Origin of the sequence: Nocardia niigatensis NBRC 100131, from assembly GCF_000308655.1 — a bacterium.
GTDB lineage: Bacteria > Actinomycetota > Actinomycetes > Mycobacteriales > Mycobacteriaceae > Nocardia > Nocardia niigatensis.
This window is the reverse complement of the sequence record NZ_BAGC01000056.1, coordinates 48,409-64,690: the sequence shown is the minus strand read 5'-3', so window position 1 is coordinate 64,690 and position 16,282 is coordinate 48,409. Positions and strand designations below refer to the sequence as shown.

The 16,282-nt window shown below is 67.9% G+C and carries 16 protein-coding genes; 8 read left to right on the top strand and 8 right to left on the bottom strand.

What is annotated here, in order from left to right; genetic code table 11:
• Positions 1 to 3 precede the first annotated feature (3 nt).
• On the top strand, positions 4 to 660 hold the full coding sequence (locus tag ON33_RS27290) for a DUF8020 domain-containing protein (protein ID WP_245550741.1): 657 nt from the start codon (positions 4 to 6) through the stop codon (positions 658 to 660).
• Between the two features lie 37 nt (positions 661 to 697).
• Here the strand turns inward: ON33_RS27290 and ON33_RS27285 are convergent, their stop codons facing one another.
• Positions 698 to 1,873, bottom strand: coding sequence for a lipase family protein (locus tag ON33_RS27285; protein ID WP_063711081.1), 1,176 nt, complete (start codon positions 1,871 to 1,873; stop codon positions 698 to 700).
• Positions 1,874 to 2,221: 348 nt separating this feature from the next.
• Here ON33_RS27285 and yczE point away from each other — a divergent pair, with 348 nt between their 5' ends.
• From yczE to ON33_RS27270, 3 genes are all read left to right on the top strand, one after another.
• On the top strand, positions 2,222 to 2,863 hold the full coding sequence (gene yczE / locus ON33_RS27280) for a membrane protein YczE (protein ID WP_040861958.1): 642 nt from the start codon (positions 2,222 to 2,224) through the stop codon (positions 2,861 to 2,863).
• An 84-nt stretch (positions 2,864 to 2,947) separates the two neighbouring features.
• Positions 2,948 to 3,373, top strand: coding sequence for a DUF4260 family protein (locus ON33_RS27275; protein ID WP_051152889.1), 426 nt, complete (start codon positions 2,948 to 2,950; stop codon positions 3,371 to 3,373).
• Complete coding sequence (locus ON33_RS27270) at positions 3,366 to 3,887, top strand: TetR/AcrR family transcriptional regulator (protein WP_040861957.1); 522 nt, start codon at positions 3,366 to 3,368, stop codon at positions 3,885 to 3,887. The genes ON33_RS27275 and ON33_RS27270 overlap by 8 nt, the downstream gene beginning before the upstream one ends.
• Positions 3,888 to 3,901: 14 nt before the next feature.
• On the opposite strand, the gene ON33_RS27265 is transcribed toward ON33_RS27270, so the two are convergent.
• Positions 3,902 to 5,179 carry a lipase family protein gene (locus tag ON33_RS27265; RefSeq protein ID WP_051152887.1) on the bottom strand — a complete coding sequence of 426 codons (1,278 nt, stop codon included), beginning with the start codon at positions 5,177 to 5,179 and terminating at the stop codon, positions 3,902 to 3,904.
• Between the two features lie 283 nt (positions 5,180 to 5,462).
• Here ON33_RS27265 and ON33_RS40050 point away from each other — a divergent pair, with 283 nt between their 5' ends.
• Complete coding sequence (locus ON33_RS40050; RefSeq protein WP_157184755.1) at positions 5,463 to 5,837, top strand: hemophore-related protein; 375 nt, start codon at positions 5,463 to 5,465, stop codon at positions 5,835 to 5,837.
• A 164-nt stretch (positions 5,838 to 6,001) separates the two neighbouring features.
• On the opposite strand, the gene ON33_RS27255 is transcribed toward ON33_RS40050, so the two are convergent.
• Positions 6,002 to 7,456: a flavin-containing monooxygenase gene (locus ON33_RS27255; protein WP_040861956.1), complete on the bottom strand. Its 1,455-nt coding sequence runs from the start codon at positions 7,454 to 7,456 to the stop codon at positions 6,002 to 6,004.
• A 95-nt stretch (positions 7,457 to 7,551) separates the two neighbouring features.
• Here ON33_RS27255 and ON33_RS27250 point away from each other — a divergent pair, with 95 nt between their 5' ends.
• Entirely contained in the window at positions 7,552 to 8,619 is a 1,068-nt protein-coding gene (locus ON33_RS27250; RefSeq protein ID WP_040861982.1) for an AraC family transcriptional regulator, read from the top strand.
• Here the strand turns inward: ON33_RS27250 and ON33_RS27245 are convergent.
• The 4 genes from ON33_RS27245 to ON33_RS27230 form a co-directional block, all read right to left on the bottom strand.
• Positions 8,600 to 9,379 carry a metallophosphoesterase gene (locus ON33_RS27245; protein WP_040861955.1) on the bottom strand — a complete coding sequence of 260 codons (780 nt, stop codon included), beginning with the start codon at positions 9,377 to 9,379 and terminating at the stop codon, positions 8,600 to 8,602. The genes ON33_RS27250 and ON33_RS27245 overlap by 20 nt on opposite strands.
• Positions 9,380 to 9,514: 135 nt before the next feature.
• Positions 9,515 to 10,303, bottom strand: coding sequence for an RluA family pseudouridine synthase (locus ON33_RS27240; RefSeq protein ID WP_040861954.1), 789 nt, complete (start codon positions 10,301 to 10,303; stop codon positions 9,515 to 9,517).
• A 21-nt stretch (positions 10,304 to 10,324) separates the two neighbouring features.
• Complete coding sequence (locus tag ON33_RS27235) at positions 10,325 to 11,683, bottom strand: WS/DGAT/MGAT family O-acyltransferase (protein WP_040861953.1); 1,359 nt, start codon at positions 11,681 to 11,683, stop codon at positions 10,325 to 10,327.
• A gap of 156 nt (positions 11,684 to 11,839) precedes the next feature.
• Complete coding sequence (locus ON33_RS27230; RefSeq protein ID WP_040861952.1) at positions 11,840 to 12,565, bottom strand: HalD/BesD family halogenase; 726 nt, start codon at positions 12,563 to 12,565, stop codon at positions 11,840 to 11,842.
• Positions 12,566 to 12,789: 224 nt separating this feature from the next.
• Here ON33_RS27230 and ON33_RS27225 point away from each other — a divergent pair, with 224 nt between their 5' ends.
• Positions 12,790 to 13,659, top strand: coding sequence for an LLM class flavin-dependent oxidoreductase (locus tag ON33_RS27225; protein ID WP_040861951.1), 870 nt, complete (start codon positions 12,790 to 12,792; stop codon positions 13,657 to 13,659).
• A gap of 70 nt (positions 13,660 to 13,729) precedes the next feature.
• Here the strand turns inward: ON33_RS27225 and ON33_RS27220 are convergent, their stop codons facing one another.
• Positions 13,730 to 14,134: a hypothetical protein gene (locus ON33_RS27220; protein WP_040861950.1), complete on the bottom strand. Its 405-nt coding sequence runs from the start codon at positions 14,132 to 14,134 to the stop codon at positions 13,730 to 13,732.
• 264 nt (positions 14,135 to 14,398) lie between these two features.
• Here ON33_RS27220 and ctaD point away from each other — a divergent pair, with 264 nt between their 5' ends.
• Complete coding sequence (gene ctaD, locus ON33_RS27215; protein ID WP_040861981.1) at positions 14,399 to 16,135, top strand: aa3-type cytochrome oxidase subunit I; 1,737 nt, start codon at positions 14,399 to 14,401, stop codon at positions 16,133 to 16,135.
• Positions 16,136 to 16,282: the final 147 nt, after the last annotated feature.

The window sequence follows — 16,282 nt, the reverse complement described above, 5'->3', positions numbered from 1 at the left end:
CTGATGAAGATTGGAAGACCCATGATGCTGCGCAAGATCACTGCTGTTGTTGTGCCGGTTGTCACGGCGGTCGCCATCGCCGGAGCCGGTGTGGCACACGCGGATCCGGCGGTGCCGGATATCGGTTACCAAACCCAGTTGGTCGGCGATACCGTCGTCACCACCCTCACCCACGGCAGCTTCGAGCTGACCGGTGGCGCGGTGGCCATCAAGGACTCCGCGGGTGCGACCGTGCTGAGTCTGCCGCTGGCCTTCGAACAGGACGGCCTGAGCTACCCGCTACCGGGCAGCGTCAGCGATGACGGCGCCACCCTGTCGCTGACCGCGGTCAAGGATGTCGCGGCGGCCACGCCGGTGCTGCACCCGGTGGCTTCCGAGGGTGAGAATCAGAAGGCCATGGCGGCCTTCAGCACCCAGTTCGGCATCGGCACCGCCATCGGCAGCTTCCTCGGCCTCGCGGTGGGCGCGGCGGTGGGCGCGATCGGATTCCTCGGCGGCGCTTTCGGTTTGGCGACCGTACCGGTGGCCGCCGCTGTCGGCGCGGTCATCGGAACCCTGGTGGTCGGCGGGCCCGCCCTGCTGATCGCCGGTATCGACCTGATCAACACGCTGAACGCCGCGCCCGGCACCACCAAGTGGGCCCAGCCCGGCGACCGGTAAGGCGTGCGCCCCGGGTGCGCCGAGCCGCTGGGATCGCTCAGCGCACGGTGCATCCGGCGGTCACCGGGTCGCCGGCGAAGCGATCCGACAGAAAGTTCATGGCCCCCAAGGCTTCTCCGAGCGCCGCGGGATTGTGGCCCGGGATCGCCGAGTGCACGGCGGTGAGGTTCGCGCCCAGCGCGCAGTAGCGGTCCACGAGGGCGGTGAACCCGGCCGACGGGATCACGTCGTCGTTATCGCTGTGGTACAGGTACAGCGGCACGTCGGGCGCCCAGCCGCCCAGCTCCTGACGGCTGGTTGCGGAACGGAAGGGTTGGCTGTCGAGGATGTCCGGGACGGCTGAGAAGTCGTCGACGTGCCGGAAGAGATAACGGGTGACCAGGTCGCCGCCGCAGGAGGTCGCCTCCTGGTCCGATAGCGCCCGGCCGTTGTCGTCGAGGGTGTCCGCGAGGCCGGAGCCGGAATCGTTGCGGGCCAGGGCCAGCAGGATCAGCACCGCGAGTCCGGCCTGATAGCCGCCGTCCACGCCGCGCGCGATGGCGGGGATGTCCGCGGGCACGCCGCCGGAGGTCACGCCCGCGAACCAGAGCTCGGGCGCGTAGCTCGCCCGCAGCTGCATGGCCCACAGGGTGGCGAAGGCGCCGCCCGAATAGCCCCAGGCGCCGACCGGACTGGTGTCGGTGATGCCCAGCGGGGCAAAGGATCTGGCGGCGCGGACGCCGTCCAGCACGGCCCGGCCGGCGTTCACGCCGTCGAAGAAGCGGGACTGCGGGCCCTCGTAGTCCGGCACCACCACGGCCCAGCCGCGGCGCAGCGCCTCGGCCAGGAAGGGCACGTCCAGCAGGGTGGTGGCGATGGAGAAGTCGCGGCCGCCGCGCAGCGCGAACGATGGGGCGCACCGGGTTCCGAGACTGTCCTCGGCGATCTGATAGGACAGCAGTGGGCGATCGCCGGGTCCGGTCCAGGGCGTGAACGGCGTCATGACGGTGGCCATGTCGGCGGCGGGCGCCCCGGCGGAGTCGGTGGTGCGGTACTGCACCTGCCAGCCCGCGACCGGGAGCGGCAACCCGAAGACGGCGATGGGCCGCGAGTCGAGGACTGCCCCGTTTGCGAACTCTCCCAAGTCGATCGGCGCCGAGTAGAACGGATCATCATCGGGGTAGGGGATGTCGGCGCGGGCGCTGGGCATCGCGACGGCTGCCGTCAGCAGCATCACCGCGCCGATCAATCCGGCGCGCCACCAGGATCGGACCCTGCGTGAGCGCCCCGTGAATCTGCGCGTGCGTAGCCCGAATCCTGCGCCATCCCGCCGCATTGCGCCTCCAGCGTCGACTCACCCCGACGCCCCGGACACCACGGACCCGCTGTTCGCGCCGACATGAGTTCCGGCGCATCGGAATTCCAAAAGTAAGTCGGCCGGTCCTCGCGGTCAACGGCCTCTCCGCGCGTCGTAACTGCGGCGTTGCGCGGTTTGTTGTGCGGAAAGATATATCCAGCGGGAAGTCCAGATCTTTGCGACTGGCTCTACCAGTTGCATGCCAGTTGCCGCCATGCTCGGTCAATGTTGTTGCGCCGCCTCATCGCCCTGTATGTCGGACTCTGGTTGTACGGCTTCTCCATGGCCGTGATGATCCGCGCCGCGCTCGGCCTGGACCCGTGGGATGTGTTCCATCAGGGCGTGGCTGATCAGGTGCCGCTGAGTTTCGGTTCGGTCGTGGCGATTACGGGTGCGGCGGTGCTGCTGGCCTGGATTCCCCTGCGGCAGCGGCCGGGTCTGGGCACGGTCAGCAATGTGGTCGTGATCGGCGTCTCGGTGGACGCGGGCCTGTGGTCGCTGCCGGAGCTGTCCGGGCTGCCGATCCGGATCGCGGCCATGGGTGCGGCGGTGGTGCTCAATGCGATTGCGACCGTGCTCTATATCGGGGCGGGCATGGGACCGGGTCCGCGCGATGGCCTGATGACTGGTCTGGTCCGGCGCACGGGCAAGCCGGTGTGGGTCATCCGGACAGGGCTGGAGGCGACGGTATTGTCCGTGGGTTGGCTCCTGGGCGGCGGTGCCGGGGTGGGCACGGTCGTGTACGCGTTCGCCGTCGGGCCGCTGATCCAGTTGATGATCCCGTTCGTGGATCGGTTCCTGCCGGGCTTCCATCCGCCGGAGCCGGCCGGCTCGCCCGCGCCGGAGGCCGAGCCGATGGCCGCCTGAGCGATCGGGGTTGACTGGCTAACGCTGTTAGCCTACCGTGGTGGCTAACAGCGTTAGCCACAGTTAGAAGCCTCGGAGGGTCCGATGACCGCCATCGCCGCCAACCTGCCCGCCACCACCGATCACCGCGTTCCGGCCCTGCTCCGCAAGGCCGGCTGGATCACCTGGACAGTGTTCCTCGCCGCCTTCGCGATCCTCGAGGGCGTCAATCACGGCGCCGGCTCCTGGCTCGCCCTCACCGCCGGTCTCATCGCCCCGGATCTCACCTTCTTCGCGGCCATCGGCGCGAAAGACCCGGTGCGGCAGGGGCAATTGCCGCGCCAGGCGGTCCCCTTCTACAACGCCGCCCACCGCACCTGGATCCCCCTGGTCCTCGCGGTCGCGTACGCCTTTGCCCCGCTTCGGATTCCGGCCCTGTTCACCTTCCTGCTGGCCTGGATGCTGCACATCGGCATCGACCGCATCGCCGGCTACGGCCTGCGCACCGTGGACGGATTCGTCCGTGCCTGACCGGACCGGAACGCTCACCGAGCGGCAGCGGCAGATCGCCGCGGCCGCTCGCGCGCTGTTGGACGCCCAGGGTCCCGAGGCCTTGACCATGCGGAACGTAGCCGAGGCCCTGGGCATCAAAGCCCCCTCCCTGTACAAGCACGTCCCCGACAAGACCGCTCTCGAAACCCTGGTGGTGGCCCAGGGTTTCGCCGAGGTGGCGGAGGCCCTGGAAAAGGCTGCGCCGCAGGGTCTCCCGGGTGTCGCCGAGGCGTACCGCGACTATGCCCGAACCCACCCGCACGTCTACCGCCTCATGAACTACCGTCCCTTGCGCCGGGATCTGCTCCCGCCGGACCTCGAGGAGCGCGCCGCGCGGCCGCTGACGGCGGCGGTCGGCGGCGACCCGGCCCGCGCCCGCGCGCTGTGGGCCTTCGCCCACGGCATGGTGAGCCTCGAGATCGACGGCCGCTTCCCCGATCACGCCGACCTGACTGCCGCCTGGCGCTCCGGCCTCGACGCCTTCGGCGCCTAGCGGCTCGGGTCGGCTCAGCGCACGCTGCAGCCGGGGGACATCGGTTTGCCGGCGAAGCGGTCGGCCAGGAAGTTCATGGCTCCGAGGGATTCCACGACTGCCGCGGGGTTGTGCCCGGCGATCCCCGAGTGGAGAGCGGTCAGGTTCGCGCCGAGGGTGCAATAGCGGTCGACGAGGGCGCTGAAGCCGCTCACCGGGATCACGTCGTCGGCATTGCTGTGGTAGAGGTACATCGGGACATCGGGGGCCTGGCCGCCCAGTTCCTGGCGGGCGGCGGCGTTCTTGAACGGCTGGCTGTCGAGGAGATTCGGTGTGGCCGAGTAATCGTCGACGTGCCGCATGGCGTGGTGGATCACCAGGTCGCCGGCGCACGAGGTGGCCTCCCGGGCCAGGAGCTTGCGGCCGTTGTCATTGAGCAGCGTGGTCAGTCCGGTGCCGACATCGTTGCGTATCAGGGCGATCAGGATGAGCACGGCGAGCCCGGCCTGGAAACCGCCGTCCACTCCGCGCATCATGGCGGGGATATCGCTGGGCACGCCGCCGGAGGTCGCGCCCGCGAACCTGAGTTCGGGCGCGTAGCTCGCCCGCATCTGCATGGCCCACAGGGTGGCGAACGCGCCGCCCGAGTAGCCCCACGCGCCGAGCGGACTGTTCGTGGTAATGCCCAGCGGGGCAAAGGATTTGGCTGCACGCACGCCGTCCAGCACGGCCCGGCCGGAGTTGATGCCGTCGAAGAAGCGCGACTGCGGGCCCTGATAGTCGGATATCACCACCGCCCACCCGCGCCCCAGCGCCTGCGCCAGGAACGGGATATCCAGCAGCGTGGTGATGATGGAGAAGCCGCGGCCGCCGCGCAGCGCGAACGATGGCGCGCAGCGTGTTCCGAGGCTGTCCTCGGCGACCTGGAACGCCAGCAGCGGGCGATCACCGGGCCCGTTCCACGGGATGTTGGGCTTCAGCACCGTGGCCACATCCGCGGCGGCCTCGCCCTGGGAGCCGGTGGTCCGGTATTGAATCTGCCAGCCCGCCACCGGCAGCGACTGCCCGAACACCGAGATCTGCCGGGAGTTGAGCACCGACCCGTTCGCGAAACTTCCCAGGGCGGCGGGCGCCGCGTAGAACGGATCGTTGTCGGGGAAGGGGATATCGGCGCGGGCGCCGGGCGCCGCGATTGCCGTCGTCAGCAGTGTGACGACGCCGATGAGTATGGCGCGCCACCAGTATCGGATTGTTCTCGAGCTCTTGGTCGATCCATTCGTGCGTTTTCCGAACCGAGCGGCATCGCGCTTCACAAACGCCTCCAGCGTGTATCGGCCGACGCTCCAGATACCAGGGGGCAACGCTTGCGCCGGCCAGATCCCGGCGCATCGGAGAACAAACTATGTGGCCGGGTAATCGCGGTCAACGATGACTCGCGCGTGGCGGCAAGGTGTTGTGCGGATTTTGCCCGGAAGGGCGGGAAGCGCCCCGAAGCCCAGCTCTCCGGTCGCCACGGCCCTCGGCTACCCTTCGGTCCGGCCGGCCGTGGGCCGGTTGTCCTCCGCAGATCCAGCTACTACGAAAGGTTCGTCTTTCATGAGGTTGATCAGTGCGCGGTACGCAGGCGTGATCGCAGTGACGATGGCCGGATTCGCCGCGGGTGCGGCGCTGTCCGGCGCGGCGAGCGCCGACCCGATGAGTGATCTCGAGCCGCTGCTGAGCTCGAGCTGCACCTTCGATCAGATCGACGCCGCCTTCCATCAGGTGGACGCCGACACCGCGGCGCAGCTCGATGCCGCGCCGGCGCGCAAGGCCGCGTTCCGGATCGCCTACGACCAGCCGGTGGCGCAGCGCCGGATCGCCTTCCAGGCCCTGCTCGCCGAGCAGCAGCAGATGGGCGCGCCCACCGACATCAATGCCGACTTCGGTCCCAAGCTGCGTCAGGTCGTCGACAGCTGCCAGCAGTTCTGACTCTCGGGTCGCCCTCCTGATTCTTCTCATCGAGCGGTGACATTCGAGAATCGGGAAGGCTCGGTGCCGGCGCGAGGCATGCGACGCGGAGCGTCCCGTGTCCGTCGCCGGCACCGCGTTCCGGCGGAGGGTCGAGATCGCCTGGGGGACAAGGCGGTTGCCGGTCAGCCCCGGATCGGGGTGAAGGTGTAGTCGCTGAGGCGGAGCGCGCGGGTGCGCCTGCGGTAGCTGCGGGTGGTGCCGGGCCAGTTGTTGGTGATCCGGCCGGAGGCGGTGCGATACCAGCTGGTGCAGAAGTTCCACGGGGTGCGGGCGAGGCGCTGCTGGAGGGCGTCGTTGAAGGCCTGCTCCGTGTCGGGGCGGACCTCCAGATACGTACCGCCGCGTTCGCCGAGGAGTTGCAGTGCGTGGCGAATGTAGCGGGTCTGCGATTCGATCATGTAGATGATGGAACCCACGCCGAGATTGGTGTTGGGCCCGTAGACCATGAACATATTGGGGAATTCGGGCACGGTGATGCCCAGGTAGGCGTGGGCGCCGTCGCCCCACACGTCGCTCAGATTGCGGCCGCCGCGGCCCCGGATCTTCATGGGCCACAGGAATTCCGTGCCCTTGAAACCGGTGCCGTAGATGATGACGTCGGCCGCGTGCAGCACGCCGTCGGCGGTACGGACGCCCTCGGGGACGATCTCGCTGATCGCGGTGGTCTCCACGCTCACATTGGGCTGGGTGAGAGCCGGGAAGTAGTCGTTGGAGAACAGTCCGCGCTTGCAGCCGATCGGGTAGTCGGGCGTGAGCTTGGCGCGCAGTTCCGGATCGGTGACCTGCTCCTCCAGATGGTGTTCCGCGATCCGCGAGACCATGCGCACGATGCCGGGGAACTCCACCAGCCCCAGCGCCACGAACTCGGCGAGCAGCCACCACGAAAGGCGTTCGGCCACCGGCATTCCCGGAATCGAGATGAGGATGCGCTGATGCACCGGTTTGTAGTCGGTGTCGAACTTGGGCAGTACCCAGGCGGCGGTGCGCTGGAAGACGGTCAGGTGCGCGGCCCGCGGCTGGATCTCGGGAATGTACTGGATCGCGCTGGCCCCGGTCCCGATGCAGGCCACCCGCTTCCCGGCCAGTTCCACGCTGTGATCCCACAGCGCCGAATGGAACGATTCGCCCTCGAAGGTGTCGATGCCGGGAATCGGCGGCATGGCCGGGCGGGACAGCTGCCCGACGGCGGGGATCAGCACGTCGGCGGTGCGTGCCAGGCCGTCGGCGGTGCGCACCGTCCACTGCCCGGTCGTCTCGTCGAATTCCGCCTCGGTGACCTCGGCCCCGAACACGATGTGGTCGCGCAGCCGATGCCGGTCGGCGACGCCGCGCATGTAGGCCCAGATGTCCTCGCGGGTCGAGTACCGCTGCCGCCACTTCGGTTTGGGCTCGCGCGCGAACGAGTACAGCGGCGACGGCACGTCGCAGGCCGCCCCGGGATAGGTGTTCTCCCGCCACACCCCGCCCAGGTCGGCGGCCTTCTCCAGGATGGTGAACTCGCGGAAGCCATTGCGCTGCAACTCGATCGCCATGCCGAGCCCGCCGAATCCGGCGCCGATGATGATGACCGACGGCATTGTGGTGCTCCTCACATCGAAGACCCTTATCACTCTAGGAGCGAGCGCCGGATTTGGTGGGCGACCGGATCGAGAATTTCGGCCATAATCAGGCTATGGGCACGGTGCAGGAGGCGGGGATCAGCGACTGGGATTTCCCGCGCGGCGTGGCGAGTGTCGCCCTGATGGTCGGATTCGCGCGCGAGCACGGGGTTCCGGCCGCCCGCATGCTGCAGGGCAGCGGGCTGACCGAGAGACAGCTGACCAGTCCGGATGAGCAGATCGACGCGCACACCGAACTGGCGGTGATCCGGAACCTGGTGCGCGAACTGGGCGCCCGCCCCAACCTCGGGCTGGAGGTGGGCCGGCGCTACCGCATCACCACCTTCGGCATTTTCGGCTTCGCCTGTGTCAGCAGCCCCACCCTCGGGGAGGCCATCTCGCTGGCGCTGCGCTACCTGGAGCTCAGCTTCACCTTCTGCATTCCGGCGGCCCGCTGGCGGCCCGGTGAATTCGTGGCCCGCATCCACGACGAGCGGGTGCCCGCCGACGTCCGCCGCTTCCTGGTGGAACGCGACGTGACCGCCATGTTCCAGATGCTGTCGGATCTGATGGGCCACCGCGTGGAACTGCTGCGCGCCGACTTCGATTTCCCGCCGCCGTCCGACCTCCGCCTCTACACCGAAATCTACGGTCTGACACCGACTTTCGAGGCCGAGCACAATGTGTTCGTCATGGATCCGGCGATCCTGGAGAAGCCGCTGCCGCAGGCCAACGAGCACACCTGGGCCATGTGCCTGGCGCAGTGCACCGAACTGGTCTCCCGCCGCCGCGCCCGCACCGGCATCGCCGCCGAGGTGCGGGAACTGCTGGTGCCGCGCGGCGGCCTCGACGGTTTCGCGGTGCCGCCCGGAATCGATTCGGTGGCAAGGGATCTCAATATGAGCACCCGAACACTGCGCCGCCACCTGGACGCGGCGGGCACCAGCTACCGGCAACTACTGGACGAGGTGCGGCGCGCGCTGGCCGAGGAAATGCTCACGGCCACACCGCTGTCGGTGAGCGATGTGGCGATCCGGCTCGGCTACGCGGAGGCGTCCACCTTCATCCACGCCTTCAAACGCTGGACCGGTACAACGCCCTCGGCCTATCGGCGCGGCGCGGTCACTCCATCGGTTCGCTGAGCCAGCCGCCCATGGCGATGGGCCGGAACATCGACAGCAGCCGGCCCTCGACGATGGAGTGGAAGATCATCGACGGGTCCGGCGCGAAATCGATCGGCACGTGACCCGGTGCGGCCGTTTCCCATTCGCAGCCGATGGTGGAGGAGACACTGGGGCCCACGATCAGCGGCTTGCCCGCGAACTGGGTCATCAGCGCGGCGTGCACATGGCCGGTGAGGACCGCCGCGATCCGGTCGTCGCCCGCCACGATCTCGGCCAGCCGTTCCGGATTGGTGAGCCGGATGGGATCCACGACGGTGGACTGCACCGGCACCGGCGGGTGATGCATGGCCACCAGCACCAGGTCGTCGGCCGGCGTGTCGTCCAGGACCTCGGTGAGGAAGTCGTAGGTCTCGTCCTCGAGCAGGCCCTCCGGCTTGCCGGGGATGCTGGAGTCCAGCAGGGCCAGGGTCACGCCGTCGACCCGATGGACCTGGTTGATGGGGCCGGTGCCCTCGGTGGCGGGAAAGAGCACGCTGCGCATATTGGCGCGGTCGTCATGATTGCCGGGCAGGATCAGCACCGGCAGATCGGCGGTCAGCGCCGCGCGCGCCTGCAGGTACTCCTCCACATCGCCCTCGTCGGCGATATCCCCGGTGACGATGATGACGTCGGGTCGCTGCGGCAGCTCGGCGAGAAAGGCCATCACCCGTTCGGCGCGTTCGACATTCCGTGCGCCCATATTGAAATGGGTGTCACTGAGCTGAGCCAGCAGAACCATCGGCGTTCGCTTTCTGTGAAGGGCCGCAACATCGCGCCCGGCTGTGCCGCCGCACCGCGAGCACCCCATTCAGGCTAATTGACCTGCCCTGATGTGGTCTCGGTGAGACCCGCCACCCAATATAGCGAAGCCATATCAAAGACCGGTCGATGTGGTGCGGGTCATGAGTTCGCTTGCGCTGCTCAGCAGTTGCCGCGGATCCGTGGTGACCGCGATATCGCCGATCCGCCAGAAGTCCGCGCCGGGCTCGGCCTCCAATTCCAGGGTGCCGGTCGGACGCCAGGGCGCGTCCAGGGTCAGCCGCCACGAATGCAGATGGGTGCGCGGAAACGCGCCGGACCTGTCGAACAGCGGGTCGCCGACGATCGGATGCCCGATCCAGGCCAGGTGCACGCGAATTTGATGCCGCCGCCCGGTGATCGGTCGCAAGGCCAGCACCGTATGGGAATCGGTGCGGGCCAGGGTGACGAATTCGGTGACCGACGGATAGCTCTTGCCCGCCGCCACCTCCTGCTCGTCCACCAGCCAGGTGTCGCCGGCGCGGCGAATACTCTCGCGAGGCGCGGCGATGCGCACCCGGTTCTTGCGGCCGACACTGAGCGGCAGATCGATCACGCCCCGATCGGGCAGGCCGGTGGAGGCGGTGACCGCCAGATACGCCTTCTCCGCGGTGCGCTTATTGAACTGCCGGGTGAGCTGCCCGTGCGCGGGCAGCTCCTTCGCCAGCAGCACCAGGCCCGAGGTGACCTTGTCGATCCGGTGCACCGGATACAGCGTCTCGCCCTGCGCCGCAGCCATTTCCACGATATCGATGTCGTGGCGTTCGCCCGTCACCGAGATTCCGGCCGGCTTGTTGAGGGCCAGCACCGCCTCGTCCTCGAGGATCAGGCACGCTGAGCGCAGTTCGGGCCACGATGCTTCCACGCGGACCAGCGTAATGACCGCTCAGTAGACGGCCCGCTCCAGCTCGGCCAGGCCGTTCTCCAGATGATCGGTCATGCGATCGAGGTCCGGCACGGTGCGCCGGCAGCCCACCAGGCCGAAATCGAGGTTGTCGCCATTGGTGGTCAGCGTGATGTTCATGGCCTGCGACTCGAACGGAATCGACAGCGGGTAATTCGCGTCCAATCGCGCGCCCTGCATGTAGACCGGTTTACGCGGCCCGGGCACATTCGAGATCACCAGGTTGAACGGCATGCGCGGCAATGCCTCGAAGCCCGGTAGTAGGGAGACCCCGAGCGGCGTCATCAGAGCGGCCGACAGCAGCAGGGCCTCCAGCTTCGGCAATTGCGTGAACACCTGCTTGGCCTCGCGCATGGAGGCGCTGATGGTTTCCAGCCGGGCCGCCGGATCCTCGATGTGGGTGCCGAGATTCGCCAGGCAGGCCGCCACCAGATTGCCCTCGGAGGTATCGGCTTCCGCGGTGCTGCGGATATTGACCGGCACCATGGCGATCATCGGCTCGTCCGGCAGCGCGTCGCGCTCGAGCAGGTAGGCGCGCAGCGCGGCGGCGCTCATGGCCAGCACGACGTCGTTGACCGTTGCCCCGGTGGCCAGCCGCACGGCATTGATCCGCTCCAGCGGCCAGGACCGCACCGCGATGCGCCGGGCTCCGCCGATCGAGGTGTTGAACAGGGTGCGCGGGGCCGTCATCGGCAGGGTGAGCCGCCCGTCGATCGCGCCCCGCAACGGCGCGGCGATCGATCCGGTGGCGCGCAGGATCCGCGGCACCGCCCGCCGCAGCTGGCTCCACGGGCTCTCGGGCTCGGCGGCGTCGTCGCGCGGCACCGGCGCGGTGCCCCACGGGACATTGACCCGGCTTTCCAGCGGATCATCGGTGAGGGTGCGCTGCATCAGGCGCATGGCCGAGACGCCGTCGATGAGGGCGTGATGCATCTTCATGTAGACCGCGAAGCGGCCGTCGGACAGGCCCTCGATGAGCCGGGCCTCCCACAGTGGGCGATGCCGGTCCAGCAGGATGCCGTGCAGCCGCTCGGTGAGGTCCAGCAGATCACCCATTCCGCCCGGTGCGGGCAGCGCGGAGCGGCGCAGGTGATAGTCCAGATCCACGGTCTCGGCATGGGACCAGGCCAGGCTGGAGAAGCCACCCAGCAGCCGGCTCGGTTTGCGGCGGAATCGGGTGCGGACCTCGGTCTTGGCCGCGAACGCCTCGAACAGCTCCTGGGTGAATTCGGGGCCCGCGTCGGCGGGGGGTTCGAACAGCTGCAAACCGCCCACGTGCATGGGATGTTCGCGGGACTCGAGCGCCAGGAAGATCGCGTCGATCGGATTCAGAAGGTCCATGGGAGCCGCCTAAGCCGGGTGGGCACAAAGCCCGGAGCGGATACGGTGCGGCGTCGCTGCCCCCCGCTGCGTTACGGTCGATCAAGTTACCACTGTATATGATTCGTGCCACATCGACCTGTTGGAGCAAATCGCCAGCTCCGGGTGGCGTGTCTGCTATCGGGGAGTGAGTTCGGCCGCCCGTTGCCGCAGGTCCCGCTCGCTGTCGGAGCCCGACGCGAAGGTCATCGCGACGATGGTGCGGCGGCCGTGGGCGAACGGGTGCACCCGGTGCAGTGTGGTGTCGGCGCGCATCAGGTAGAGGTCGCCGGGCTGGATCTCCCAGGAGTGGATGGGATTGCGGGTCAGGGTCCGGTAGATGTCGGCGTGGTCCCAGTCGCGGCGGGTGTGCGCCACCGTCTGCACGAAGCCGCCGTCCGCCAGCGGCGGGCACTCCACGACCAGGACGAAAGCGAAAGCGTAATCGTCCCAATGCCATTCGCCGGCCGAGTCGTCGTGGTGCAGGCGGCTGACCCGGTAGCGCTCGGTATCGGGGCAGGGCAGGACGGGTTCGGCGGCGACCACGGAAAGGCTGTGCCGCAAGGGTTCACAGTCGTAGAGCCGCGGAATGCAGAAGGCGTGGGCGGCCACCTCCTGCTCGGTCAGGTCCACCGGTTGCCGGGTCACGCCCTCGCCCTCGGGCAGCAGTTCGCCCCACTGCCGGTGATGGTCGAGCAGGGTCAGGGCTTCGGCGGCCAGGACGCGTTTGACCCGGTGCGGGAGCAGGAATCCCAGGCGTGCGATTCCGGTCTCCGCCAAGCGGTTCCGCGCGTGTTGCAGTGCCGAAGGGTCTACCCCCTTCAGATGCCGCAGGGCCGTGTCGATCGTGCTGTGAGCCTGCATCGCGCACGTCCTTTCACCGGCCGTCCCGAGAACGGCTCGACTGCCGAAAAGACCGGGTCGCGTCGCCGGGCGACCCGGTCTCAATTGTATTTCCTTGCCCGGCAACGACTATGGATTCCGGTTGCCACTTGATCACGATCTGAACGGCCGCCGTCGCCCGGACGCGCCGAATCCACGCGATTTGGCCCGGTCGCCGCTGGTCGCGCGGTAGCTTGATATTCGCTATGGCGGATTACGGGCATGAGCTCCGGTTCGGGATCTTCGTGCCGCCCGAGGCGGCGCGCGGCCGCCTGCTGCTGCGCCTGGTGCGCCACGCCGACGAGTCCGGGCTGGAAGTGCTGGCCGTGCAGGACCATCCGTATCAGCCCGCCTTCCTCGACACCTGGACGCTGCTGTCCTATCTGGCCGGCGTCACCCGCAATCTCACCCTCATGCCGGCGGTCGCGAACCTGCCGCTGCGACCGCCCGCGGTGCTGGCCCGCAGTGCCGCCAGCCTGGATCTGCTCAGCGGCGGCCGGGTCGAACTGGGTCTGGGCGCGGGCGCGTTCTGGGACGCCATCGAGGCCATGGGCGGCACCCGCCGCAGTCCCGGCCAGGCCCTCGCCGCGCTGCGCGAGGCCATCACCGTCATCCGCGCGCTCTGGGGCGAGGGCGAGCGCTCGCACCTGTCCGGCCGCTTCTATCCGCTGCACGGCGCGAAACCCGGCCCGCGCCCGGCGCATCCGATCGGCATCTGGCTCGGCGTCTACGGCCCGCGCGCCCTGCGCCTGACCGGCGAACTGGCCGACGGCTGGCTCGGCAGCTTCGGCTACGCCCCGCCCGGCAACCTGCCCGGCATGATGACCGCCATCGACGCCGCCGCCCGCGCGTCCGGCCGCGTCCCGGGGCTCATCCGCCGCGCCTACGTCATCGACCCCACCATGTCCCCCGGCCAGCTCACGGAAGTGGCCCTGGCCCACGGCATCAGCGAATTCCTGCTCCCCGTCGACCCCGGCGGCGACCGTGCCACGCACCATTTCGCCACCGAGACCGTCCCCGCTGTCCGAGCCGCGGTGGCCGCCGCCCGCGCGGGCCACCGGCCTCACGCATCTTGAATCACGCCGTATTCAACAGCGTTCAGGGGTATTCACAGCGATTCGGGGGCGCAGCCCTGAGAGCAATGAGTTATCGAGCCCCGAAGAGTCTGTTGTGCATGATCTGGCGGATGGGGGAGAGCAGTCCGTCGAAGTTGACCCGGTCCGAGCGGACGGTGTGCAGACTCGCGTCGCCGCGCTTGGGGTCCTCACAGATGACGCGCAGCTTCCGGGCGTTGCTGTGCACCGCGCCGAGGGTGAGGGTGACGGTGCCGTCCGCGCCGACGACGCCCCACGGCCCGCCGGCGTCGGAGGCCGCGATCTGGCACTTGTTGTCCGGTTTCTCGCCGGTCACCCTGGCCGTCACCTCGGCGCGACCCTGGATCACTGCCCGGGGTTCGCCGTGGGCGTCGGTGGCGGCACCCACGGCGAGCAGGGTGCCGAGGCAGCCGACCGCGGCGACGATGAGAACGCGGGCGCGCAGTGATCCAGACATAGCACCGATATTGGACCTTGCCTCATGAGTATTTCGTGATGGGCGCGGGATGAATTGCCAATGAACAACGCACCAAAACCTGTTCGAGGCTCCCGGTGGCCGTCGTCGCCAGGAACAGGGCGGTGCAGTATCTTGTATTTCTATCGCGATTCACCCCGGCCGGAGTGTTTTCCGGCGATGATCGATTTGCTGACGGTACGCTGTGCGCCGTTCTATGTGCCCCGATTGGTAGAGCTGGACGGAACCCCTCCCGAGGAGGATGTGGTGACTGCAGTTGCTCCAAAGCCCGAACAGAATCTCGAGGCGGTGCGCCCGTACCCGCCTCGGCGCGGTCCCAAGGGCTCGTTCATTCTCAAGGTTGTTACCACGACCGATCCCAAGATGCTCGGTCAGATGTATCTGTTCACCTCGATCACGTTCTTCCTGATCGGCGGCGTCATGGCGCTGCTCATGCGTGCCGAGCTGGCACGGCCGGGCCTGCAGTTCCTTTCAGCCGAGCAGTTCAACCAGTTGTTCACCATGCACGGCACCATCATGTTGCTGTTCTACGCGACCGCAGTCGTGTTCGCCTTCGCCAACATCATCCTGCCGCTGCAGATCGGCGCGCCCGACGTGGCCTTTCCTCGTTTGAACGCGTTGAGCTACTGGCTGTACCTGTTCGGCGCGAGCATGGCGACCGCGGGCTTCATCACCCCCGGTGGCGCGGCCGATTTCGGCTGGACCGCCTATGTGCCGCTGTCGACCATCGTCCACTCCCCGGGCGTGGGTGCCGACCTGTGGATCCTCGGTGTCGGCGTTTCGGGGCTGGGCACCATCCTCGGTGCCGTCAACATGCTCACCACCGTGGTTTGCCTGCGCTGCCCCGGGATGACGATGTTCCGGATGCCGATCTTCACCTGGAACATCGCGATCACGAGTCTGCTGATCCTGGTGGTCTTCCCGATCCTGACGGCCGCCGCGCTGGCGCTGTTCTACGATCGGCACCTGGGCGGCCACATCTACGACCCGGCCCATGGCGGAGCCATGCTCTACCAGCATCTTTTCTGGTACTTCGGCCATCCCGAGGTGTACATCATCGCGCTGCCGTTCTTCGGCATCGTGTCGGAGATCTTCCCGGTATTCTCCCGGAAGCCGGTCTTCGGGTACACCACCCTGGTCTACGCGACTGCCGCCATCGCGGCGCTCTCGATCGCGGTGTGGGCGCACCACATGTTCGCCACCGGTGCTGTTCTGCTGCCGTACTTCTCGTTCATGACCTTCCTGATCGCTGTTCCGACCGGTGTGAAGTTCTTCAACTGGATCGGCACCATGTGGCGTGGTCAGCTCACCTTCGAGACCCCGATGCTCTGGTCGGTCGGCTTCATCGTGACCTTCCTCTTCGGTGGTCTGTCGGGCGTCATCCTGGCCAGCCCGCCGCTCGACTTCCACGTGTCCGACACGTACTTCGTGGTCGCACACTTCCACTACGTGCTCTTCGGCACCATCGCCTTCGCCACCTACGCGGGAATCTACTTCTGGTTCCCGAAGATGACCGGCCGCATGCTCGACGAGCGCCTGGGCAAGTGGCACTTCTGGACCACCTTCGTCGGCTTCCACACCACGTTCCTGGTGCAGCACTGGCTGGGCAACATGGGTATGCCGCGTCGCTATGCCGACTACCTGCCCTCGGACGGCTTCACTGCCCTGAACACCATCTCCACGATCGGTGCCTTCATCCTGGGCGCGTCGGTGCTGCCGTTCGTGTGGAACGTCTTCAAGTCCTACCGCTACGGCGAGGTCGTGACCGTGGACGATCCGTGGGGCTACGGCAACTCGCTGGAGTGGGCGACCTCCTGCCCGCCGCCGCGGCACAACTTCTACGAGCTGCCGCGCATCCGTTCCGAGCGTCCCGCGTTCGAGCTGCACTACCCGCACATGGTCGACCGCATGCGGGCGGAGGCGCATGTGGGCTGGGGTTCCAGGCGGCACGCGGTGGAGGAGTACGAGAAGGCCTCCACCTAGCTCGTCCCGCACGCCGCCGCGGCGGCCGTCTTCGGACGGCCGCCGCGCTTTTTTGCGCGCTGATCAGGGGAAGATCACCCGGCAGTAATTTTAGGTTTGACATATAAAGTCTTCCACAATAAATTTTGGTCAAGCATAAGAATGTGG

What these genes read in the sequence shown, in the direction of transcription:
- ON33_RS27275 (WP_051152889.1), top strand. Translation starts at nt 2,948, where the DNA reads ATGACCGCCATCGCCGCCAACCTGCCCGCCACCACCGATCACCGCGTT.
- ON33_RS27230 (WP_040861952.1), bottom strand. Translation starts at nt 12,565, where the DNA reads ATGCAGGCTCACAGCACGATCGACACGGCCCTGCGGCATCTGAAGGGG.
- ON33_RS27285 (WP_063711081.1), bottom strand. Translation starts at nt 1,873, where the DNA reads ATGCTGCTGACGGCAGCCGTCGCGATGCCCAGCGCCCGCGCCGACATC.
- ON33_RS27245 (WP_040861955.1), bottom strand. Translation starts at nt 9,379, where the DNA reads ATGGTTCTGCTGGCTCAGCTCAGTGACACCCATTTCAATATGGGCGCA.
- ON33_RS27235 (WP_040861953.1), bottom strand. Translation starts at nt 11,683, where the DNA reads ATGGACCTTCTGAATCCGATCGACGCGATCTTCCTGGCGCTCGAGTCC.
- yczE (WP_040861958.1), top strand. Translation starts at nt 2,222, where the DNA reads ATGTTGTTGCGCCGCCTCATCGCCCTGTATGTCGGACTCTGGTTGTAC.
- ON33_RS40050 (WP_157184755.1), top strand. Translation starts at nt 5,463, where the DNA reads ATGAGGTTGATCAGTGCGCGGTACGCAGGCGTGATCGCAGTGACGATG.
- ON33_RS27290 (WP_245550741.1), top strand. Translation starts at nt 4, where the DNA reads ATGAAGATTGGAAGACCCATGATGCTGCGCAAGATCACTGCTGTTGTT.
- ON33_RS27225 (WP_040861951.1), top strand. Translation starts at nt 12,790, where the DNA reads ATGGCGGATTACGGGCATGAGCTCCGGTTCGGGATCTTCGTGCCGCCC.
- ON33_RS27220 (WP_040861950.1), bottom strand. Translation starts at nt 14,134, where the DNA reads ATGTCTGGATCACTGCGCGCCCGCGTTCTCATCGTCGCCGCGGTCGGC.
- ON33_RS27250 (WP_040861982.1), top strand. Translation starts at nt 7,552, where the DNA reads ATGGGCACGGTGCAGGAGGCGGGGATCAGCGACTGGGATTTCCCGCGC.
- ON33_RS27255 (WP_040861956.1), bottom strand. Translation starts at nt 7,456, where the DNA reads ATGCCGTCGGTCATCATCATCGGCGCCGGATTCGGCGGGCTCGGCATG.